Here is a 22052-nt window from a genome sequence, read left to right as displayed (position 1 = left end):
GCCCGGCCGGTCGGGTCAGAGGCTGCGCAGGATGCCGCGGCCGTAGCGCTGGAACTGGGTGTCGTCGACCATGCCGAGCGAGTGCCGCTCGACCAGCAGTTCCCACTCCGCGTAGAGCTGGGACACGCCGGGGTCGGCGGGCCCGGCCGCGCCGTCGGCGGCCTGCCTGCGCACGGCGAAGTTGACCGCGCAGGTCACCCGTTCGGTGTCGGCCCGGTCGACGCCGGCGAAATGCAGCGTCCGGTTGCCGTCGCTGACGTCCATGCCGGAGCCGCCGTGCCTGGTGTCGACCTCGCCGGGCGCCGAGCGCGCACCGTCGACCGTGCGGGCGCCGAGGATCGCGGCGACGGCCAGTTCGTGGGCGTAGCGCTCGCCGCTGCCGATGGAGATGAACAGCAGCCGGGTGGTGGTCGCCGCGAGCAGACCGGTGCCGGTGCCCGCGGGCGGCGCGGCGACGGCGATCGCGGTCTCGAGCACGTACTCGTCGGGGGTGACGTAGCGGTGCAGCGCGTTGACCGCCGAGCGGGCCTCCTTGCGCGGCGCCATCCGGCGCACCGCGCGCTCGACATCGGCCCGGACCGGTCCCGACTTGCCCCACTCGGGCGCGGGCGGGGTGAGGTCGGGCGCGGCGACGTCGATGCGCTGGGTGGCCATGATCTGGTCGTTGATCCGGTCGACGATGCCGAGCGCGGCGGGCACGTCGTGTTCGGCGATGAGGACCGGCAGCGGGGTACGGTCGGCGGGCACGCCGGTGAGCACCGGGGTGGGATAACGCAGGTAGATCTCGATCACCACCGCGTCGTCGGCGCGCCGGTTCAGCCGCACTTTGAGCAGGTCGGCGATGGGAACATCGAGAACCCGTTCGCCATCGGTACCCGGCCGCAGAACGGTGAGACGTCCACGGCCGTGGCGCAGAATCGCTGTGGGTGTTCGTAGCTCGACGATGTCCATACCCCCTGCGCTGTAGTTGTGTCGTCGCCCACGATAAGGCGGGCATGACATGATTGTGGCCACTTGCAACAACGCGTTCGGAGCTTTCGGGAACCGTTCCCCAGCTCTGAACGTTGACCAGTGCAACTGCACCAGCAGCCGAACTGCGCGATGTATCGAACTAGACCGTACGCGGTAACGTGGCATGTCCGCATCCGAAACCCGCCGATCTCGACGCTTCGCTAGGCACACCCGGAGAAATAACCGGAAAGGACTGGGCCGTCCGGCCGACGCTCTATGAACCGCAAGACAGTGTTTCGCACTTTGGCGATCATCTCGGGCATCATGCTCATGATCTGGCTGTTCAGCTTTCTCAGCGATGACACGCGCGGCTGGGAGAGTGTCGACACCTCCGTGGCGCTCAGCCAGCTGAACGACAAAGCCAACGTCAAGAACGTCCAGATCGATGACAAGGAGCAGCAGCTCCGCATCGAATTGAACAACGGCAACGAGGCGACGAACAACAACACCAAGATCGTCGCCAAGTATCCGGGCGGCGGGGAGACCTCGGCGCAGATCTTCGACGCGGTGCAGCAGTCCGGCGCGAAGTACGACACGGTGGTCAAGCAGGAGAGCTGGCTGTCGCAGCTGCTGCTGTTCATCGTGCCGATGGTGCTGCTGGTCGGCCTGTTCATCTTCGTGATGTCGCGCATGCAGGGCGGTGGTCGCGGCGGCATGATGGGCTTCGGTAAATCGAAGGCCAAACAGCTGTCCAAGGACATGCCCAAGACCACGTTCGCCGATGTGGCAGGCGCCGACGAGGCCGTCGAAGAGCTGTACGAGATCAAGGACTTCCTGCAGAATCCGGCCCGCTACCAGGCGCTGGGCGCGAAGATCCCGAAGGGCGTGCTGCTCTACGGTCCCCCCGGTACCGGTAAGACGCTGCTCGCGCGCGCTGTCGCCGGTGAGGCGGGCGTCCCGTTCTTCACCATCTCCGGTTCGGACTTCGTCGAGATGTTCGTCGGTGTCGGCGCCTCGCGCGTGCGTGACCTGTTCGAGCAGGCCAAGCAGAACAGTCCCTGCATCATCTTCGTCGACGAGATCGACGCGGTCGGCCGCCAGCGCGGCGCCGGCCTCGGCGGCGGTCACGACGAGCGTGAGCAGACCCTCAACCAGCTGCTCGTCGAGATGGACGGCTTCGGCGACCGCACCGGCATCATCCTGATCGCGGCGACCAACCGCCCCGACATCCTCGACCCCGCGCTGCTGCGCCCCGGCCGGTTCGACCGGCAGATCCCGGTCGGCAACCCCGACCTGGCCGGTCGCCGCGCGATCCTGCGGGTGCACTCGCAGGGGAAGCCGATCTCGCCCGACGCCGACCTCGAGGGTCTGGCCAAGCGCACCGTCGGCATGTCCGGCGCCGACCTGGCCAACGTCATCAACGAGGCCGCGCTGCTCACCGCGCGTGAGCACGGCTCGGTCATCACCGGTGAGTCGCTGGAGGAGTCGGTCGACCGCGTCATCGGCGGTCCGCGCCGCAAGAGCCGGATCATCAGCGAGCACGAGAAGAAGATCACCGCCTACCACGAGGGCGGCCACACCCTGGCGGCCTGGGCGATGCCCGACATCGAGCCGGTCTACAAGGTCACCATCCTGGCCCGCGGCCGCACCGGCGGCCACGCCATGACGGTGCCCGAGGACGACAAGGGCCTGATGACCCGCTCGGAGATGATCGCCCGGCTGGTCTTCGCGATGGGTGGCCGCGCGGCCGAGGAACTGGTGTTCCACGAGCCGACGACCGGCGCGTCCTCCGATATCGACCAGGCGACCAAGATCGCGCGCGGCATGGTCACCGAGTACGGCATGAGCGCCCGCCTCGGCGCGGTCCGCTACGGCCAGGAGCAGGGCGACCCGTTCCTGGGCCGCTCGATGGGCCAGGGTTCGGACTACTCGCACGAGGTGGCCCGCGAGATCGACGAGGAGGTGCGCAACCTGATCGAGGCCGCGCACACCGAGGCCTGGTCGATCCTGAGCGAGTACCGCGAGCAGCTCGACGCGCTGGCGACCGCGCTGCTCGAGCGCGAGACCCTGCACCGCAAGGACCTCGAAGAGGTGCTGGCCGGGGTCGAGAAGCGGCCGCGGATCACCGCGTTCAACGACTTCGGTGACCGTCATCCGTCCGACAAGCCCCCGGTGAAGACCCCGGGCGAGCTGGCCGCCGAGCGCGGCGAGCCGTGGCCGCCGGTGCAGCCCGCCCCGGTGCCCGCCGGTGCCCCGCTGGAGCCCGCCAACGGCTACCCGGCGCAGCCGCCGCAGTACGGCCAGCCCGCTCCGCCCGCCAGCGGCTACCCGCTGCCCGCCGCGCCCACCCAGGCGATCCCGCGGCAGCAGGGCACGCACGGTTCGCGGCCCGACTACGGCGCCCCGGCCGGCTGGTCGGCGCCCGGCTGGCCGCCGCGCGACGAGCCGCAGCAGCCCCAGCCGCCGCAGGCCCCGCAGGGCCAGGGCAATGCCTGGGGCCAGCCGGAGCAGCCGCGGCACGCCGGTGGCTTCCAGCCGTGGGGTGAGCCGCCCGCCGCGCCGCCGCAGCAGCCCGGCACCGATCCGGAGAACAACGACTGGGAAGGGCCGAACGGCCGCCGCTGACCAGCGGCCAACTACGCTCGACCGTCGGATGCCGGACGATCACCGGCGTCGACATGTGGAGGTGCGGAGAAGTGTCGGCCAACAAGAAGGTCGCTGAGCCAACAGGGAACGGGTCGATCGCCGACGGCGAACTCGGCTCGACGAGCCCGACGGACCTGACGGCGCTGGCCACCGGTCGTCCGTTCGACCAGGACCGGGCCGAGCGCGCCGTCAGGGAACTGCTGCTCGCGGTCGGCGAGGATCCGGACCGACCCGGTCTGCTCGACACGCCCGCCCGGGTGGCGCGTGCCTACCGGGAGATGTTCGCCGGGCTCTACACCGAGCCCGACGAGGTGCTGGCGACGACCTTCGACGAGGGTCACCAGGAGCTCGTGCTGGTCCGCGACATCCCGATGTTCTCGACCTGCGAGCACCACCTGGTGTCCTTCCACGGCGTCGCGCACGTCGGCTACATCCCCGGCACCCACGGCCGGGTCACCGGCCTGTCCAAGCTGGCCCGCGTCGTCGACCTGTACGCCAAGCGCCCGCAGGTGCAGGAGCGGCTGACCAGCCAGATCGCCGACGCGGTCATGCGCAGGCTGGACCCGCGCGGCGCGATCGTCGTGATCGAGGCCGAGCACCTGTGCATGGCCATGCGCGGCATCCGCAAGCCGGGCGCGAGCACCACCACCTCGGCGGTGCGCGGCCTGCTGCAGACCAACGCCGCCTCGCGCGCCGAGGCGCTGGACCTGATCCTGCGCAAATGAGCGAGCACCTCGTGACCGCGCCGCGGGACGGCCGCTCGTGTGTGGTCATGGGTGTGGTGAACGTGACCGGGGATTCGTTCTCCGACGGCGGTCGCTATCTCGATCCCGAACTCGCGATCGCGCACGGTGTCGCGCTGCACGCGGCGGGCGCCGACATCATCGACGTCGGCGGTGAGTCGACCAGGCCGGGCGCCGACCGGGTCGACCCGGCCACCGAGGCGGGCCGGGTGGCACCGGTGATCCGCGGCCTGGTCGCCGCGGGCGTGCCGACCAGCGTCGACACCATGCGCGCCGAGGTCGCTGAGGCGGCCCTGGAGGCCGGTGTCTCGGTGGTCAACGACGTCTCCGGCGGGCGTGCCGACCCGAACATGGTGAAGGTCGTCGCCGAGTCCGGCGTTCCGTGGATCCTCATGCACTGGCGCGCGGGCGCCGACTACCGCCACACCGGTCCGGCCGACCACTACGACGATGTCGTCGCCGAGGTGCGCGCCGAGCTCGCGGCCCAGGTCGAGCTGGCCGTCGCCGCCGGTGTCGCCCCCGAACGGCTGATCCTGGACCCCGGCCTCGGCTTCGCCAAGAACGCCGAGCACAACTGGGAACTGCTCGGCGCGCTGCCCGAGCTGATCGCGGACGGCCTGCCGATCCTGATCGGCGCCTCCCGGAAACGTTTCCTCGGCGCGCTGCTGGCCGACGAGTCCGGCCCGCGTCCGCCGGACGGCAGGGAGACGGCCACCGCCGCGGTCTCGGCGATCGCCGCCAGCCAGGGCGCGTGGGGTGTGCGGGTGCACGATGTGCGTGCCTCGCTGGACGCGATCGCCGTTGTCGACGCGTGGCGCCGAGCCACTGCCGCCCGAGGAGCCACCCGATGACCTCACCGCTGCTGCCACCGCCCGCCGGCCGGTCCGCGACCTCGCGGATCGAGCTGCGCGGCCTGCGCGTGTTCGGCAGGCACGGCGTGTTCGACTTCGAGCGCCGCGACGGCCAGGAGTTCGTCGTCGACCTGACGGTGTGGGTCGATTTCGCCGCGGCCGCCGCCTCCGACGACCTGGCCGACACCGTCGACTACGGCGCGCTCGCCGAACGCGCGGTGAACATCGTCGCCGGTCCGCCGCGCGATCTGATCGAGACCGTGGTCTCCGAGATCGCCGACGACGTGATGACCGATCCGCGGATCGAGGCGGTGGAAGCCGTGGTGCACAAGCCGTCCGCGCCGATCCCGCACACCTTCGCCGACGTGCGGGTGGTGGCGATGCGGTACCGCACGACCGAGCCGGGGCCGCGCCGATGAGTCGCGCCGTCCTGTCGATCGGCTCGAACCTGGGCGACCGGCTCGCGCACCTGCGCGACGTCGTCGCCGCGCTGGGGGAGCGGGTGCTCGCGGTCTCGCCGGTCTACACGACCGCGCCGTGGGGCGGTGTCGAACAGGACGACTACCTCAATGCCGTTGTGGTGGCCGAGGATCCGGCCTTCGACGACTACGCCTGGCTGCGGTTCGGGCAGGACCTCGAGCAGGCGTCGGGGCGGGTCAGGGAGATCCGGTGGGGGGCGCGCACCCTCGATGTCGACGTGGTCGCCTGCGCCGACGCCACCGGTGCCGCCGTCGTCCGCGCCACCGATCCCGCGCTGATCCTGCCCCATCCGCAGGCGCACAACCGGGCGTTCGTGCTGGTCCCGTGGCTCGATGTCGAGCCGTCGGCGCGGCTGCGGGTCGACGGTGCCGACGTGCCGATCGCCGAGCTGCTGGCCGGCCTCGACCCGGCCGAGCGCGCCGGGGTCGTGCGTACCGACCTGGTGTTGCGTGACGAGAGCACTCGCCCGTGCTGAAGCCGACCAGGGTGCTCGATCTGGCGCTCAATGTGGTGGTCGCCGCGGCGATCGCCTGGGTCGCCACCCGATTCGCGTATTCGACCTTCCCGACCATCTCGGTCGCGGCGGGCGCGTCGCTGCTGCCGGTCGCCGCGATCGAGGCGGCGCTCGGGTTCGTCATCAAAGCCAAGATCGCCGACGAGAAGATCGGGGACGGCCCGAACGAACTGCATCCGATCAATGTCGCGCGCGCGGCCGCGCTGGCGAAGGCCTCGATGCAGGTGGGCTCGCTGGCGGCCGGTGTGTGGCTGGGCTTCCTACTGTGGGTATTCCCACAGCGCGGCACCCTGACGGCGGCCGCCGCGGATTCGCCGGGCGCGGTCGTCGGCCTGCTCGCCGGTTCCGCCCTGGTTGCTGCGGCTTTGTGGCTGGAGTATTGCTGCCGGGCCCCCGAGGAACCACCGGACGAACCCGCTACCACCTAGCAACTTGCGGATGGAATCACCGCCGAGTTCGGTGGGCCGACCAGCACTTTCCGGCTACCCTGGCCCACATGGTTTCACCCTCCCGTAGCACTCCGCCCCGTCGACGGCGGGACGACGCGGGAAAGCTCTTCATCGGCGTGCTCATCCTGCTCGGTCTGACAGCAAGCGTTTTCCTGATCTTCAGCGAGAACGTCCAATACGTTCGAGTAGGCCTGGTAGCGGCCCTGTGGGCGGCGGTGATCGGCGCGCTCGCGGCGACTCGGTACCGCAAGGACGCCGCGGTCGACAAGGCGAAGGTGCGCGATCTCCAGACGGTGTACGAGTTGCAGCTCGAACGCGAGATCAACGCGCGCCGCGAATACGAGATGGGCGTGGAGGCGCGCGTGCGCGCCGAAGTCGGCGCCGACGCCTCCGAGATCGCCGCACTGCGCGCCGAACTCACCCTGCTCCGCCAGAACCTGCAGGTCCTCTTCGACGGCCCGCTGCCCGACGAGCAGCCTGCCCTGCAGGCCGACGCGGTCCGCATCGACGCCCTGCCCGCCGGTGGCTTCGACGCGTTCGACGACGCGGACCACGATTACGCCGATAGCCCGGTGGATGCCAATGCCGCCTGGTTCGGCCCGTGGCAGCAACCGCCCAGCGCGCTGAAACCCGTCTTCATGGAGCCGGTTTCGGCCAATTTCGCCGACCCCTACGACGACCCGGTCACCGCGGAGACCTCCGCCGTCCAGCTCGACGACTACGCCGAGGCCCAGCAGGCCGAGGCCTCGCAGCCCGCCCCGACACCACCGCAGGCTCCGGCCCCGCAGCCCGCCCCGGCCCCGTCGAACGGCAAGACCCCGCCGCCCCGCCTGTCGGCCCCGAACACCCGCAAGGTCGACGAATTCGGCGCGACGATCACCGACAACGCCCCGGTGAACACCGCCAACGGCTCGCCTGCCGAGAGCGCCGCGACGAACGGAACGACCACCGAGCCCACAGCCACCGTCCCGCCCGGTGACTCCGCCGAGCCCGTCGGCGTTCCGGTAGCGGACAGCACCCCCGTCCCGCCCGAGCCCGCCGAGGCCCCGGCCGCGCCCAAGCCCGCCGACCCCACCCCGACCGTCGGCACCAGCTCCCGTCGCCGCCGCCGCGCCGAAGAAGAGGGCGCCCCGCGCCTATCGGTCGCCGACATCATGGCCAACCTCCAGTCGGAGTCCGGCGCCCGCAACTGACGCACCGGCATCGAACCGCCCGCGCCGCACCGGCGTGGGCGGTTTGCCGTTTTCCGGCATCGCCGCAGGTGGCGAACGAGTCGTAGATCACGTGATGGGTCCGTGGCGGCGCGCGGGGGCTCCCCGATATTCTCGATCCGTAACGTCCGGTACCCGCACTGCGGGACTGGAACGCAAATCGAGAGGACAGTGTTGACCTCGAGAAGTGTCAATTCCGATGGCGTGAACGTGGGTGTCGACCCTGCGCCCGCACGACTGACGGTGGGAATCGTCTCGGCGGGACGGGTGGGTTCGGCGCTCGGTGTCGCGCTCGAGCGAGCCGGTCACGTGGTGTTCGGTGTCGCCGCGATCTCCGATGCCTCGGTGCACCGGGCCCGGACGCGGCTGCCCGATTCGCAGATCCTGCCGGTGGAGCAGATCGCCCAGCGCAGCGAGCTGCTGCTGCTCGCCGTCCCCGACGCCGAGCTGGCCGGGCTGGTCCGCGGCCTGGCCAGTGCCGGGGTCGTGGGTCCCGGCACGATCGTGGTGCACACCGCGGGCGCGCACGGCGTCGGCGTGCTCGCGCCGCTCACCGAACAGGGCGCGCTCGGCCTGGCCATCCACCCCGCGATGACCTTCACCGGCCACGACGAGGACATCGACCGCCTCGCCAACGCCTGCTTCGGCGTCACCGCCGCCGACGAGGTCGGCTACGCGATCGGACAGGCGCTGGTCATCGAGATGGGCGGCGAGCCGGTGAAGGTGGCCGAGGAGCAGCGCACGCTGTACCACGCCGCCCTCGCGCACGGCGCCAATCACCTGGTCACGGTCATCGTCGACGCGGTCACCGCCCTGCGCGCGGCCATGGACGGGCCGGGCCTGCTCGGTCAGCCGGTGGTCGACGATCAGCCGGGCGGCCTGCCCGAGCGCCTGCTCGCCCCGCTCGTCTCCGCCGCGCTGGACAACGCGCTGCGCCGCGGCAAGTCCGCGCTGACCGGCCCGGTCGCGCGCGGTGACGTCGACGCGGTCGCCGCGCACCTGTCCGCCCTTGCCGCGGTGGACGAGCGCCTGGCCGCCGCCTATCGCGCGATGTCGCTGCGCACCGCCGAACTCGCCCAGACCAATCCGGCCCTGCTGGACCTGCTCGCCAAGGAAGGCCACTGATGGAACCCAGAGAAGTGCACCACCACCAGGGCGGCGCGCGGGCCACCGGCGCGTACAAGCCCGGCGTACTGACCGTCCACCACAGCCCCGAGGTCGTCGACACGGTGACCAAGGCGCTGCGCGGCGCGGGCCGCACGATCGGTTTCGTGCCGACGATGGGCGCGCTGCACGAGGGTCACCTGCAGCTGGTCCGCCAGGCCAAGCTGACCAATCAGGTCGTGATCGTGTCGATCTTCGTCAACCCGCTGCAGTTCGGCGCGAACGAGGATCTCGACGCCTACCCGCGCACCCTCGACGCCGACCTGGAACTGCTCCGGCACGAGGGTGTCGACCTGGTGTTCGCGCCGTCGGTCTCCGACATGTACCCGGAGGGCCCGCGCACCACGGTGCTGCCCGGCCCGATCGGCGCCGAGCTCGAGGGCGGCAGCAGGCCGACGCACTTCGCGGGCATGCTCACCGTCGTCGCGAAGCTGCTCAATATCGCGCACGCCTCCGAGGCGTACTTCGGCGAGAAGGACTACCAGCAGCTCACGCTGATCCGGCAGATGGTCCGCGACCTGAACATGGACGTGAAGATCGTCGCCTACCCGACGGTCCGCGAGCCCGACGGTCTGGCGCTGTCCTCGCGCAACCGCTACCTCGACGCCACCCAGCGGGAGGCTGCGCTCGGCCTGTCGGCCGCGCTGGCCGCGGGCAGGCACGCCGCCGGCCTCGGCCCGGAGGCGGTCGTGCAGGCGGCGCGCGCCGTCATCGACGCCGTCGACGGTCTCGACGTGGACTACCTCGAACTGCGCGACAGCAACCTGGGCCCCGCGCCCACCGCGGGCAATGCCCGGTTGCTCGTCGCCGCCAAGGTCGGCGACACCCGCCTGATCGACAATGCCCCGATTGTTCTCGGCGCCCAGATCGACGGGCACCCCGACGCGAACTCCCTGCCTGCCGCGCAGGCGAACTGAGAAAGGCGACGACGATGTTGCGCACCATGATGAAGTCGAAGATCCACCGTGCCACGGTGACCCACGCCGACCTGCACTACGTGGGCTCGGTGACCGTCGACCAGGATCTGCTCGACGCCGCCGATCTGCTCGAGGGCGAGCAGGTCTGCATCGTCGACATCGACAACGGCGCCCGGCTGGAGACCTACGTCATCGCCGGCGAGCGCGGTTCGGGCGTGATCGGGATCAACGGCGCCGCCGCCCATCTCGTGCACCCCGGCGACCTGGTCATCCTGATCGCCTACGGCCAGATGGACGAGCAGGAACTGCGCGACTACGACCCCAAGGTGGTCTTCGTCGACGACCGCAACCGCCCGGTGGAGCTCGGTTCGGACCCGGCGCACGCGCCCGAGGGTTCCGGCCTGACCTCCCCGCGCTCCCTGTCGTTCGCCTGAGCGCGGCGGGGGGACAGCGATGCTGCTGACGATCGACGTCCGCAACACCGGGATCGAACTGGGCCTGTTCACCGGCAGCGGCGAGCACGCGAAACTGGCGCGGCACTGGCGCATCCACACCAATCCGCTGCTCACCGCCGACGAGTTCGCCATGCAGGTGCGTGGCCTGGTCGGTGCCGAGCTCGACCAGGTGGTCGGCGTCTCGGCCTTGTCGACGGTGCCGCCGGTACTGCGTGAGCTGCGCACCATGCTCGCGCGCTACTGGGCGCACGTGCCGCATGTGCTGGTCGAACCCGGCGTGCGGACCGGCATCCCGCTGCTGGTGGACAACCCGAAGGAGGTCGGCGCCGACCGCATCGTCAACTGCCTGGCGGCCTACCGCCGCTTCGGCGGTCCGGCGATCGTGGTCGATTTCGGCACCGCCATCTGCGTCGACCTGGTCTCGGCCAAGGGCGAGTTCCTGGGCGGCGTGATCGCGCCCGGCGTGGAGATCTCCACCGAGGCGCTGGTCGAGCGCAGCGCGCTGCGCCGGGTGGAACTCACCCGCCCGCGCTCGGTGCTCGGCAAGAACAGCATGGAATGCATGCAGTCCGGCGCCGTCTTCGGTTTCGCGGGCCTGGTCGACGGTCTGATCGATCGCATCCGCGACGAGTTCGACGCCTTCGCTGGCACCGATGTCACCGTGGTCGCGACGGGCGCGGGCGCGCCGCTGATCGTGCCGGAATCGGAGACCATCGATCAGCACGAGCCGCATCTGACGCTGACCGGGTTGCGGCACGTCTACGAACGCAACAAGAAGTGACTGTGGCGCAGGTCATTTTCGCCGGAGCGCGTGTCAACTGCTAAACTCACGCTCGTGTCCTTCCGTGTGAGCACCCAGGAGTGTTGTCGAGGCTGACCTGCCTCGACCGTTCGAGGCTGACGTTTTCCCCTCGACCGTTTCGCACCTCCTGGAGATTCGCTCATGCGTTCTTCTGTCCTTTCCCTGACGTCCGCCCGCGACGGCTACTCGGCGACACCCCCGCTCGACCGGGCGGTGGCTTCGGCGTTGCCGACCCGGCTGCGGCCCGCTGACCTGCTGCGACTCACCGACGAGGGCGCCGAAGACGTTCTCGCCGGTCGCTACGATCACCTGCTGCCCGCCGACGGCGTCTGGCCGACGGAGGAACGCTGGGCCACCCGGCTGATCGCCGACGACGAGGTCGATGTCTGGCTGATCAGCTGGACGCCGGGGAAATCCACCGAATTGCACGATCACGCCGGTTCGCTGGGCGCGCTCACCGTGCTCAGCGGCGCGCTCTCGGAATTCCGCTGGAATGGTTCCGAGTTACGCAGGCGCACGCTCGCCGCCGGCGATCAGGCCTCGTTCCCGATCGGCTGGGTACACGACGTGGTGCGGGCGCCCGCCGCCGCCGAATCCGTCGGCCCGCTGGATCCCACGCTGAGCGTGCACGCCTATTCCCCGCCGTTGTCGGCGATGTCCTATTACGAGGTGACCGGACACGGCACCTTGCGGCGAACCAAAACCGTCCTCACCGACCAGCCCGAAGGTGACCTGTGATGAGTCGTTTGACGATTGATCAGATGCTCGAGAACGCCCGCGCCGACCTACGCAGGCTCTACGTCTACGACCTGTCCGCCGCATTGGCCAGGGGCGCGATTCTGGTGGACATCCGCCCGGCCGCGCAGCGGGTTCGTGAGGGTTCACTGCCGGGTGCGCTGGTCATCGAACGCAATGTCCTGGAATGGCGCCTGGATCCGACCTCGTCGGCGCGTTTGTCGCTGGCCGTCGACCACGACGTGGAATGGATCATCTTCTGCTCGGAGGGCTACACCTCGAGTTTGGCCGCGGCGTCGTTGCAGCAGCTCGGTTTGCACCGCGCCACCGATCTCATCGGCGGCTACCAGGCATTGAAGTCCGCGGGCTTGCTGACCGTCGCGGTGGGTGCGCCGCACTTTGCCCGTGAGGTGAATGCGCTCGCCTCGTTGTAGTGACGACCGGCCGGTGGCCGGGCCGCCCGAGCGGTGGCCCGGCCACTGCTCGTCATGGGGTGAGTTGGCCTGTCCGCGTGCCGATTCGGGGACCGCGGGGACGCCCGTTTGTTTCGAAGGTGTGACGTGGATTGCATTCGGCCGAGGAATGGCCGGTGCGGTGTCCGGTTACCGTCGAGTTCGGTACGGGCGGGCCGCAAAAGCATTTCCGGCGCACGCTACTGTTATCGGATGTGAGCACCCCTAACCCCGCCGATACCGGCCGCGCCGTCAGTTCCGCCGTGGACAGCGATGTTCCCGAGCAGATGCGGATTCGCCGGGACAAGCGGGAACGGCTGCTCGCCGAGGGCGGTGAGGCCTATCCGGTGGTGGTGCCCCGCACGCACACGCTGGCCGAAATTCGGGCCGCCTACCCGGATCTGGAGCCCGATACCCAGACCGGTCTGCAGGCCGGCATCGCGGGCCGCGTCATTTTCGTCCGCAATACCGGCAAGCTCTGCTTCGCCACCCTGCAGGAGGGCGACGGCACCAAGCTGCAGGCGATGATCAGCCTCAACGGCGTCGGCGCCGACGCGCTGGCCGCCTGGAAGTCCGATGTGGACCTCGGTGACTTCGTGTTCGTGCACGGTGAGGTCATCTCCTCGCGGACCGGTGAATTGAGCGTGATGGCCGATTCCTGGTCGATGGCGGCCAAGTCGCTGCGGCCGCTGCCGGTCGCGCACAAGGAGATGAACGAGGAGTCGCGCGTCCGGCAGCGCTACGTCGACCTGATCGTGCGCCCCGAGGCCAGGGAAATGGCCCGTACCCGCGTGAACGTGGTCCGCGCGCTGCGCACCGCGCTGGAGCGCCGCGGCTTCCTCGAGGTCGAGACCCCGATGCTGCAGACCATCCACGGCGGCGCGGCGGCACGCCCGTTCGTCACCCATTCCAATGCCCTGGACATGGAGTTGTTCCTGCGTATCGCGCCGGAACTGTTCCTGAAGCGCTGTGTGGTCGGCGGCCTGGAGAAGGTCTTCGAGATCAACCGGAACTTCCGCAACGAGGGCGCCGACTCGACCCATTCGCCCGAGTTCGCGATGCTGGAAACCTACGAGGCTTACGGCACCTATGACGACTCCGCGAAGATGACCCGGGAATTGATCCAGGAAGTCGCGCAGGAGGCATTCGGCACCCTCGTGGTGACGCTGGCCGACGGTACGGAATATGATCTCGGCGGCGAGTGGACGACGGTCGAGATGTATCCGTCGCTGTCGGAGTCGATCGGTGTCGAGGTCACTCCCGAAACCACTGTCGAGGAATTGCTGGCGCTCGCCGATCGGGTCGGTCTGGAAATTCCCACGGGCAAGGGCTACGGTCACGGGAAACTTGTCGAAGAACTGTGGGAACACGCGTATGGCGACAAGCTGTACGCGCCGACTTTCGTTCGCGACTTCCCGGTCGAGACCTCTCCGCTGACGCGTCAGCACCGCAGCAAGGGCGGCGTCACGGAGAAGTGGGACCTGTATGTTCGCGGCTTCGAGTTGGCAACGGGCTATTCGGAGTTGGTCGACCCGGTGATCCAGCGGGAACGGTTCGTCGATCAGGCGAGGCTGGCCGCCGCGGGCGATGACGAGGCCATGGTGCTGGACGAAGACTTCCTCGCCGCGATGGAACACGGCATGCCGCCGACCACCGGAACCGGTATGGGAATCGATCGCTTGTTGATGGCACTGACCGGTTTGGGAATCCGGGAAACGATCCTGTTCCCGATTGTCCGCCCGACTAGTCGCTGACCAGTCGATTTGCGGGGTGAAGACCTCGTGTTGGAATTTTCGTAATTAGAGGTATTCTTGCCCTGGGTATTCGGCCTGGAGGCAGGCTTGACGATTTCGAGAGGACGTTCATCTCATGGCAAAGAAGGTCACCGTTAGCCTGATCGACGATGTCGACGGTGAGTCCATCGCGGACGAGACCATCGAGTTCGCTATCGATGGCGTGTCGTACGAGATCGATCTGTCCGAGGCTAACGCGGCGCGGCTGCGCGAAGGCTTGGACGAGTGGGTCGCCAACGCCCGTCGCGTGAGTGGCCGTCGCCGGGTGAAGGCGGCAGGGGCGCCGGCACCGCAGGGGAAGAGCCGAGTTTCCATGGACCGGGAACAGAGCGCCGCAATTCGTGAATGGGCCCGCCGCAAGGGCCACAAGGTCTCCGCGCGCGGCCGCATCTCGGCCGACATCACCGAGGCGTACAACAAGGAAGTCGGCAAGGCCTGAAGTTCGACGGCGGTCCGGGGTTGCTGACGCGGCGATCCCGGACCGCTCTGCTGTCAACGGTGTACCCGCAGGTCGGGACATGCGTCGGCGGACTCCAGGGAACTCCTGGGGAGATAGACTGATGTTCGTGCGCAAGGTTTTTCACGTCGGCGATGGCCGACCGTCCGACCCGATTCGGCGAGTACATGGGTAACTCACCGGGTACGGGCGAACGGGCGAAGGTCTCACCGCCGCCCGCCGTCGATTCGGCCGACGCGCACGAGTCCGGCCAAAATCGCGGAGAGGCGGGACTGTGACCGGCATGGCGAGTTCGTTTTTGCGGTATACCGATGACACGGGGCGGCAGCACGAGCTGGCGCTCGAACCCGCGCAGCAGCGGTTCACCATCGGCCGCAATGTGCAGGCCGACCTCGTCCTGGGCTGGGACGCCGAGGTCTCCCGTCTGCACGCCGCCGTCGAGTACCTGGGCGCGCACTGGACCATCGTCGACGACGGCCTGTCCCGCAACGGCACCTTCGTCAACGGCGAGCGGCTGATCGGCAGGCGCAGGCTGAGCCCGGGCGACCGCATCCGGGTCGGCACCACGCTGGTGCATTTCTTCGATTTCGGCGGGGTCGTCGACGACGCGACGCACACCGCGTCCGGTTCCATTCCCACCATGCGCTCGCTGACCGAGACCCAGCGCGCGGTGCTGATCGCGCTGTGCCGCCCGTACAAGCACGGCACCGGTTTCGCCACCCCCGCCTCGAATCAGCAGATCGCCGAGGAATTGTTCCTTTCCATCGACGCGATCAAGACGCATCTGCGCGCACTGTTCGCGAAATTCGGGGTGGAGAACCTGCCGCAGAACCAGAAGCGCACCCGGCTGGCGGCGCTGGCGATGCAGAGCGGGATGATCTCCGACCACGATCTGTGAGGTCGCGACGCTCGCGCAGGTGCCTGAGCGTCTGAACCATGTCGGCGAGCCGCGTGACAAGGTTGACTTACTCGTAACACCGGAGCACAGGGATCGAGCTCCGGAACACGAGTCAGGAGACCTCACATGTTCGCACTTCGGATGGCCGCCATGGTTCTGGCGCTGCTCAGCACCGGGCTGATCGCGGGTGTGTTCTACGCCTACGCGATCTCGGTGATGCCGGCCCTGGCGCGGACCGGCGACCGCACGCTGATCGACGTCATGCAGAAGATCAACGTCGTGATCATCAACCCGTGGTTCATGCTCGGCTTCCTCGGCACGGTCGGGTTCACGGCGCTGGCCGCGGCCCTGTCGCTGGGCAAGGAGCACCGCACCACGCTGATCTGGCTCGGCGTCGCCCTCGCGCTCAACGTGATCGCCTTCGCCGTCACCTCGGGGCTGAACGTGCCGCTCAACGACGCGCTCGCCGCGGCGGGTGACCCGTCGGCGATCGCCGACACCGCGGCCGTGCGGGCCGACTTCGAGGCGGCCTGGGTGCGCTGGAACATCGTCCGCGGGGTGCTGCACACGCTGGCGTTCCTGGTGCTGTGCGGCGCGCTGTTCGCGGCGGGTGTGCAGCGGGGCGAGTCGAGCGCCTCGGCCGGTGGTGCGGTTGCCGGGCAGCCGGTGCCGCAGGCGATGGGCGCGCCGCTGGCCGGTGGCTACGCGCCCGCCCCGTTCCAGCGTTGATGGCGATCTGCCAATAGGGCCACGCGATCACTAGAACGTGTTCCATGATGATCGGAACACGTTCTAGTGAGGAGTCGTTTCATGCGACGTAGTTCGAGATCGTTGCTGGTACTGGCCGCTGCCGCGCTGCTGGCCTGGGGGAATTCGGGTACCGCCGCCGCGGAGTATCCGGTCGACTACAACTTCTTCGCCGGCATCGCCCCGGAACTCGCCAACCCCGGCGGCGCGCTGCCCGGCGCCAACGACCCGGGCTGCGTCCCCTCCGCCGAGCATCCGAATCCGGTGGTGCTGCTGCACGGCACCGGCGGTGGCGCGCAGACGAATTGGGGCGTGTACGCCCCGCTGCTGGCCAACGAGGGCTACTGCGTCTTCGCCCTCACCTACGGCGCGTACGGGCTGCCCTGGCCGGTCTCGGCGGTCGGCGGGATGCGGCCCATCGAGCAGAGCGCGGCCGAGGTGTCGGCCTTCGTCGACCGGGTGCTCGCCCGCACCGGCGCCGCGCGGGTCGACTTCGTCGCCCATTCGCAGGGCAATATCGTCGGCAACTTCTACATCAAGCGCCTCGGCGGCGCGGCCAAGGTGGACAAGCTGGTCGGGATCGCCCCGCCGTGGCTGGGCACCAACGCGCTCGGCGCCGGCGACATCGCGGCCTACAGCCGGGCGCTGGGCGCCGGTCCCGCCTTCGACGCGGTCGCCACCTCGCTGTGCCAGGCCTGCGGGCAGATGCTGACCGGCGACGACTTCATGGCCGCGCTCAACGCCGACGGGGTGTACAGCCCGCAGGTCACCTACACGAACATCGTCTCCTCGATCGACGAGCTGGTCGTGCCCTACACCTCCGGCCTCGTGCCCGGACCGAACGCCACTTCCGTCGTCGTCCAGGACGGCTGCGCCCAGGACTACTCCGAGCACATGGCCATCGCGGGCAGCCCGCGCGCGGCCGGTCACGTCCTCAACGCCCTGGATCCGGCCCGTCAGGCCCCGGTTCCGTGCGAGTTCGTGCCGCCGTTCACCGGCTGAGGCCGTCACCGCTCTGTCATATTTCGCTGTAGGCAAAACTCCGAGGGAAACGAATGCCGCGACGTGCGCGTTATGAGTGAATGACCATGTTGCCGCCGGTCATCAATAGGGTGGACCGGCGGCGGCGGAATCCCCTGCCAACTAGAGTGGAGGCGGGGGCCGCAACCCCCGGGCTTCATGGCAGGCTGACGGCGACAGTTGTCGGTCCGACGCCCTAGGTTGTACCGAGCACACTGCGGCGTCTGTTGCCAGAATGTCGGAGCAGGAGAGTGAGGGAGCGATGTTCGAGAGGTTCACCGACCGCGCGAGGCGTGTCGTTGTCCTGGCCCAAGAAGAGGCCCGGATGCTCAACCACAACTACATCGGCACCGAGCACATCCTGCTTGGGTTGATCCACGAGGGCGAGGGCGTGGCGGCGAAGTCGCTGGAGTCGCTTGGCATCTCGCTGGAGGGTGTGCGCAGCCAGGTCGAGGAGATCATCGGGCAGGGCCAGCAGGCGCCGTCCGGCCACATCCCCTTCACCCCGCGCGCCAAGAAGGTGCTGGAGCTGAGCCTGCGCGAGGCGCTGCAGCTCGGCCACAACTACATCGGTACCGAGCACATCCTGCTCGGTCTCATCCGCGAGGGCGAGGGCGTCGCCGCCCAGGTTCTGGTCAAGCTCGGTGCCGACCTGAACCGCGTCCGTCAGCAGGTCATCCAGCTGCTGTCCGGGTACCAGGGCAAGGAGCCCGTCGAGGGCTCCGGCTCGCGCGGTGAGGCGGGCACGCCGTCCACTTCGCTGGTGCTCGACCAGTTCGGCCGCAACCTCACCCAGGCCGCGCTCGAGGGCAAGCTCGACCCGGTCATCGGCCGCTCGAAGGAAATCGAGCGCGTCATGCAGGTGCTGAGCCGCCGCACCAAGAACAACCCGGTGCTGATCGGTGAGCCCGGTGTCGGTAAGACCGCGGTCGTCGAGGGCCTGGCGCAGGCCATCGTCAACGGCGAGGTCCCCGAGACCCTCAAGGACAAGCAGCTCTACACCCTCGACCTGGGTTCCCTGGTCGCGGGCAGCCGCTACCGCGGTGACTTCGAAGAGCGCCTGAAGAAGGTGCTCAAGGAGATCAACACCCGCGGCGACATCATCCTGTTCATCGACGAGCTGCACACGCTCGTCGGCGCGGGTGCGGCCGAAGGCGCCATCGACGCGGCCTCGATCCTGAAGCCGAAGCTGGCCCGTGGCGAGCTGCAGACCATCGGCGCGACCACCCTCGACGAGTACCGCAAGTACATCGAGAAGGACGCCGCCCTGGAACGCCGCTTCCAGCCGGTGCAGGTCGGCGAGCCGACCGTCGAGCACACCATCAACATCCTCAAGGGTCTGCGCGACCGCTACGAGGCGCACCACCGGGTGTCCATCACCGACGGTGCCCTGGTCGCCGCCGCGACGCTGGCCGACCGCTACATCAACGACCGGTTCCTGCCGGACAAGGCGATCGACCTCATCGACGAGGCGGGCGCGCGCATGCGCATCCGCCGGATGACCGCGCCGCCGGACCTGCGCGAGTTCGACGACAAGATCGCCGACGCCCGCCGCGAGAAGGAAAGCGCTATCGACGCGCAGGACTTCGAGAAGGCCGCCCGCCTGCGGGACAAGGAGAAGCAGCTCGTCGCCAAGCGCGCCGAGCGCGAGAAGCAGTGGCGTTCCGGTGATCTGGACGTCGTGGCCGAGGTCGACGACGAGCAGATCGCGGAGGTGCTGGCCAACTGGACCGGCATCCCCGTCTTCAAGCTCACCGAGGAGGAGACCACCCGTCTGCTCCGCATGGAGGACGAGCTGCACAAGCGGATCATCGGCCAGGAAGACGCCGTCAAGGCCGTCTCCAAGGCGATCCGCCGCACTCGCGCCGGCCTGAAGGACCCCAAGCGCCCCTCCGGCTCGTTCATCTTCGCCGGTCCGTCCGGTGTCGGTAAGACCGAGCTGTCCAAGGCGCTGGCGAACTTCCTGTTCGGCGACGACGACGCGCTCATCCAGATCGACATGGGCGAGTTCCACGACCGCTTCACCGCGTCGCGGCTCTTCGGTGCCCCTCCCGGGTACGTGGGCTACGAGGAGGGCGGCCAGCTCACCGAGAAGGTGCGCCGCAAGCCGTTCTCCGTGGTGCTGTTCGACGAGATCGAGAAGGCGCACCAGGAGATCTACAACACCCTCCTGCAGGTGCTCGAGGACGGCCGTCTCACCGACGGTCAGGGTCGTACGGTCGACTTCAAGAACACCGTGCTGATCTTCACCTCGAACCTGGGCACCTCCGACATCTCCAAGGCCGTCGGCCTGGGCTTCACCCAGTCCAACGCCGAGGGCTCGAACTACGAGCGGATGAAGCTCAAGGTCAACGACGAGCTGAAGAAGCACTTCCGCCCCGAGTTCCTCAACCGCATCGACGACGTGATCGTCTTCCACCAGCTCACGAGCGAACAGATCGTGATGATGGTGGACCTGATGATCGGCCGCGTCGCCAAGCAGCTGAAGAACAAGGACATGGGCATCGAGCTGACCGAACAGGCCAAGAGCCTGCTCGCCAAGCGCGGTTTCGACCCGGTCCTCGGTGCGCGGCCGCTGCGTCGCACGATCCAGCGCGAGATCGAGGACCAGCTGTCGGAGAAGATCCTCTTCGGCGAGATCGGCGCCGGCCAGACCATCACGGTCGACGTGGAGGGCTGGAACGGCGAGGGCCAGGGCGAGGACGCCAAGTTCACCTTCGCGGGCAAGGCGAAGCTGACCAAGGCTCCGGCGGGCGACGACAAGCCCGAGGTCGTCCTGACCGGCGCAGCCGAGGGCACCGCGCCCGAGGCCGCCGCCTCCGGCGAGTAAACAGCTGAACCGGCGAAGCCCGCTCCTGGATTTCCAGGGGCGGGCTTCGTCGTGTGCGGGTCAGCCGAGGTGCTGGAGGAAGCCGGATCCGCGCGCGGCGGCGTACCGGAACACCTGCTCCAGGCCGTCGTAGTGGTGGCGCAGGTAGTGCAGCGCGCTCTCACCGTCGCGGACCCAGATGTTCGGGTACACCCCGGCCGCGTCCATCGCCGCGGGGTCGTAGAACAGCGCGGGCTCGTCGAACGGGAAGCGGCTCAGGACCTTCGCCGTGGCGGACACGTCGTCCGGGGACCACGCGAAATAGTTCTCGTGGGCCAGCGGACGGCCGGTGTCGACGAGGTCGATCCCCAGGTCCGCCTGGGTCAGCAGGTAGCCCAAGCCCGCCCACGCTTTGTCCAGATAGCCGCTCGGCCCGCCGTCCTGGACCACCAGACCGTCGAGGAAATCGTCTGGCCACTCGGTCGTCGTCGCCAGCCGCGCGAGCTCCTCGGCGCTCACCCTGGTGAACGACATCGTCAGCCCCATCCGGAACTCCCTTTCCTCCTGCGGATTCCGGCCGAAGCTAGCAGTGCCGACCGACAGGTCGCGGCCGAGCAGAGCTGGGCGGCGCGGACTTTCAGCGCGCCGGATTGCTAGGTTTGTCAGCGTGTTCGGGTGGGTAAAGGCGCGTGGCGCCGGAATGTTCGTTGTCGGGGTGGCCGTGGCCGGATGTGGCGCGGAGGAGGCCGGATCCGCGCCGCCGACGATCGCGTCGTCGGCACCCGCGCCGACGAAGGCGCCGGTCGTCGACGGGGTGCTGCCGAGCGGTGCCGACAAGCAGGGCTGGCTCGATCCGGGGGCGCGCTGCCTCGACGGTGAGCGGCCGGTGCTCCTGATCGGCGCGACCAGGAGCTCCAAGGAGAAGTTCGCGGTGTGCGAACGGGCCGACGCGACCCGCCTGCTGCGGGCCGCGGCGCCGGGCCTGCGTGCGCAGCCGTTCGAGGCGCCGTTCTTCACCTACACCGCCAACAGCCAGCAGTTCCTGAACGGCGACGGCATGAAGATCGACCTGTCCAAGGCGACCGTCACGGTGACCGACGACCCGCAGAATCCGCGCTACATCATCGGCATGGTCGTCGAGGCGTACTGGAGTGTCATCTACTGAGCGCCAGTTCGAGGGTCGGTGCGAACGACTCGGCGAGTTCGCCGGGGACGATCAGCTCGTCGATTCCGTAGCGCGCGCTGCGGGATTCGAGGATGTCCACCGCGGCCTGGGGATCGCTGGGGAGAAGTCCGGCGGCCTTCGCGTCGCGCAGTGCGCTCGCGGTGTAGCCGAGGCGCGCGCTCAACCAGATCGGCAGTTGTGCACCGACGCCGACCAATTGGAGCGTGAACCGGACGTCGCGGTCGGTGTGCTCGGTGACCGTGGCGACCATGGCGGCCAGTTCGTCCTCGGTGGCGTCCGGTGCGGCGGCCAGCAGGACGCGATCGGCGTTCGCGGCGGCGGTGGCCAGCATGCGCGGGCCGTTCGCCGCGATCACGATCGGCGGGGACGGGTCGACCTGGGCCCGGACCGCTGTCACGGTGTCGATCAGCTGCTGTCGTCGTTCGCGCGCCGAACCCCAGGGCATGCCGAGCTTTTCGGCTTCGCCGTGGGCGTCGGGTCGGCCGGTGCCGAGACCGAGTTCGAATCGGCCGTCCGAGAGCAGTTGCAGCGCGGCGACTTCCCGGACCGTCGAACCGAGGGTGCGCAAGGGTGCCGCGAGGACATTGGGCCGCAGCCGCAGTGTCGTCGTCACCGCGGCCGCGGCGGCGAGCGCGGGGAGCGGCGACGGGGTGTAGAGGGTGTCGGGGAGCAGCACGGTGGCGTACCCCTGCCGCTCGGCCTCGACCACCGCGCGTGTCCACTGTGCCCCGGAGCTGGGCGTCAGCACGATCCCGAATCGCATCGCGGCCTC

At 69.2% G+C, this 22052-nt stretch carries 23 protein-coding genes; 20 read left to right on the top strand and 3 right to left on the bottom strand.

Annotated elements, in window-relative coordinates:
* Positions 1 to 15: 15 nt before the first annotated feature.
* Positions 16 to 951 (bottom strand): hypothetical protein, encoded by a 936-nt coding sequence (locus ACFYWJ_RS03535; protein WP_355270663.1) that lies wholly within the window; start codon positions 949 to 951, stop codon positions 16 to 18.
* A gap of 276 nt (positions 952 to 1227) precedes the next feature.
* On the opposite strand from ACFYWJ_RS03535, the gene ftsH reads away from it, so the two are divergent.
* From ftsH to ACFYWJ_RS03440, 19 genes are all read left to right on the top strand, one after another.
* Positions 1228 to 3576, top strand: a complete 2349-nt coding sequence (gene ftsH, locus ACFYWJ_RS03530; RefSeq protein ID WP_355270664.1) for an ATP-dependent zinc metalloprotease FtsH — start codon at positions 1228 to 1230, stop codon at positions 3574 to 3576.
* Between the two features lie 71 nt (positions 3577 to 3647).
* Positions 3648 to 4322: a GTP cyclohydrolase I FolE gene (gene folE / locus ACFYWJ_RS03525; RefSeq protein WP_355270666.1), complete on the top strand. Its 675-nt coding sequence runs from the start codon at positions 3648 to 3650 to the stop codon at positions 4320 to 4322.
* The gene (gene folP, locus ACFYWJ_RS03520) at positions 4319 to 5191 is read left to right on the top strand and encodes a dihydropteroate synthase (protein ID WP_355270667.1); all 873 of its coding nucleotides are present in this window, start codon (positions 4319 to 4321) and stop codon (positions 5189 to 5191) included. Before folE ends, folP begins: the two co-directional genes overlap by 4 nt.
* The gene (gene folB, locus ACFYWJ_RS03515; protein WP_355270669.1) at positions 5188 to 5610 is read left to right on the top strand and encodes a dihydroneopterin aldolase; all 423 of its coding nucleotides are present in this window, start codon (positions 5188 to 5190) and stop codon (positions 5608 to 5610) included. Before folP ends, folB begins: the two co-directional genes overlap by 4 nt.
* Positions 5607 to 6146 (top strand): 2-amino-4-hydroxy-6-hydroxymethyldihydropteridine diphosphokinase, encoded by a 540-nt coding sequence (folK, locus tag ACFYWJ_RS03510; protein ID WP_355270670.1) that lies wholly within the window; start codon positions 5607 to 5609, stop codon positions 6144 to 6146. Before folB ends, folK begins: the two co-directional genes overlap by 4 nt.
* Entirely contained in the window at positions 6140 to 6613 is a 474-nt protein-coding gene (locus ACFYWJ_RS03505) for a DUF3180 domain-containing protein (RefSeq protein ID WP_355270672.1), read from the top strand. Before folK ends, ACFYWJ_RS03505 begins: the two co-directional genes overlap by 7 nt.
* A gap of 68 nt (positions 6614 to 6681) precedes the next feature.
* On the top strand, positions 6682 to 7827 hold the full coding sequence (locus ACFYWJ_RS03500) for a DUF6779 domain-containing protein (RefSeq protein WP_355270673.1): 1146 nt from the start codon (positions 6682 to 6684) through the stop codon (positions 7825 to 7827).
* 228 nt (positions 7828 to 8055) lie between these two features.
* The gene (locus tag ACFYWJ_RS03495; RefSeq protein ID WP_355270675.1) at positions 8056 to 8970 is read left to right on the top strand and encodes a DUF2520 domain-containing protein; all 915 of its coding nucleotides are present in this window, start codon (positions 8056 to 8058) and stop codon (positions 8968 to 8970) included.
* Complete coding sequence (panC, locus tag ACFYWJ_RS03490) at positions 8970 to 9926, top strand: pantoate--beta-alanine ligase (protein WP_355270677.1); 957 nt, start codon at positions 8970 to 8972, stop codon at positions 9924 to 9926. The genes ACFYWJ_RS03495 and panC overlap by 1 nt, the downstream gene beginning before the upstream one ends.
* A gap of 14 nt (positions 9927 to 9940) precedes the next feature.
* Positions 9941 to 10360, top strand: a complete 420-nt coding sequence (gene panD, locus ACFYWJ_RS03485) for an aspartate 1-decarboxylase (RefSeq protein ID WP_110041391.1) — start codon at positions 9941 to 9943, stop codon at positions 10358 to 10360.
* Between the two features lie 19 nt (positions 10361 to 10379).
* On the top strand, positions 10380 to 11162 hold the full coding sequence (locus ACFYWJ_RS03480; protein WP_355270679.1) for a type III pantothenate kinase: 783 nt from the start codon (positions 10380 to 10382) through the stop codon (positions 11160 to 11162).
* 162 nt (positions 11163 to 11324) lie between these two features.
* A complete protein-coding gene (locus ACFYWJ_RS03475; protein ID WP_355270681.1) occupies positions 11325 to 11921 on the top strand; it encodes a cysteine dioxygenase family protein in 597 nt (198 codons plus the stop codon).
* A gap of 8 nt (positions 11922 to 11929) precedes the next feature.
* Complete coding sequence (locus ACFYWJ_RS03470) at positions 11930 to 12352, top strand: rhodanese-like domain-containing protein (RefSeq protein ID WP_218720644.1); 423 nt, start codon at positions 11930 to 11932, stop codon at positions 12350 to 12352.
* A gap of 305 nt (positions 12353 to 12657) precedes the next feature.
* Positions 12658 to 14124, top strand: coding sequence for a lysine--tRNA ligase (lysS, locus tag ACFYWJ_RS03465; RefSeq protein ID WP_355271703.1), 1467 nt, complete (start codon positions 12658 to 12660; stop codon positions 14122 to 14124).
* A 115-nt stretch (positions 14125 to 14239) separates the two neighbouring features.
* A complete protein-coding gene (locus ACFYWJ_RS03460) occupies positions 14240 to 14602 on the top strand; it encodes an Lsr2 family protein (protein ID WP_019044650.1) in 363 nt (120 codons plus the stop codon).
* A gap of 301 nt (positions 14603 to 14903) precedes the next feature.
* Positions 14904 to 15518, top strand: a complete 615-nt coding sequence (locus ACFYWJ_RS03455) for an FHA domain-containing protein (protein WP_355270683.1) — start codon at positions 14904 to 14906, stop codon at positions 15516 to 15518.
* Between the two features lie 126 nt (positions 15519 to 15644).
* Positions 15645 to 16247, top strand: a complete 603-nt coding sequence (locus ACFYWJ_RS03450; protein ID WP_355270685.1) for an anthrone oxygenase family protein — start codon at positions 15645 to 15647, stop codon at positions 16245 to 16247.
* 81 nt (positions 16248 to 16328) lie between these two features.
* On the top strand, positions 16329 to 17267 hold the full coding sequence (locus ACFYWJ_RS03445) for a lipase (protein WP_355270687.1): 939 nt from the start codon (positions 16329 to 16331) through the stop codon (positions 17265 to 17267).
* A gap of 280 nt (positions 17268 to 17547) precedes the next feature.
* Positions 17548 to 20115, top strand: a complete 2568-nt coding sequence (locus ACFYWJ_RS03440) for an ATP-dependent Clp protease ATP-binding subunit (RefSeq protein WP_355270689.1) — start codon at positions 17548 to 17550, stop codon at positions 20113 to 20115.
* A 60-nt stretch (positions 20116 to 20175) separates the two neighbouring features.
* On the opposite strand, the gene ACFYWJ_RS03435 is transcribed toward ACFYWJ_RS03440, so the two are convergent.
* Positions 20176 to 20640, bottom strand: coding sequence for a YfbM family protein (locus ACFYWJ_RS03435; RefSeq protein ID WP_355270690.1), 465 nt, complete (start codon positions 20638 to 20640; stop codon positions 20176 to 20178).
* Positions 20641 to 20761: 121 nt separating this feature from the next.
* Here ACFYWJ_RS03435 and ACFYWJ_RS03430 point away from each other — a divergent pair, with 121 nt between their 5' ends.
* The gene (locus ACFYWJ_RS03430; RefSeq protein ID WP_355270692.1) at positions 20762 to 21259 is read left to right on the top strand and encodes a hypothetical protein; all 498 of its coding nucleotides are present in this window, start codon (positions 20762 to 20764) and stop codon (positions 21257 to 21259) included.
* Here the strand turns inward: ACFYWJ_RS03430 and ACFYWJ_RS03425 are convergent.
* Positions 21249 to 22043: an LLM class flavin-dependent oxidoreductase gene (locus tag ACFYWJ_RS03425; protein ID WP_355270694.1), complete on the bottom strand. Its 795-nt coding sequence runs from the start codon at positions 22041 to 22043 to the stop codon at positions 21249 to 21251. The genes ACFYWJ_RS03430 and ACFYWJ_RS03425 overlap by 11 nt on opposite strands.
* Positions 22044 to 22052: the final 9 nt, after the last annotated feature.

Source organism: Nocardia sp. NPDC003269 (genome assembly GCF_042888005.1).
Classification (GTDB): Bacteria; Actinomycetota; Actinomycetes; order Mycobacteriales; family Mycobacteriaceae; genus Nocardia.
This window is presented reverse-complemented; position numbering and strand designations above follow the sequence as displayed.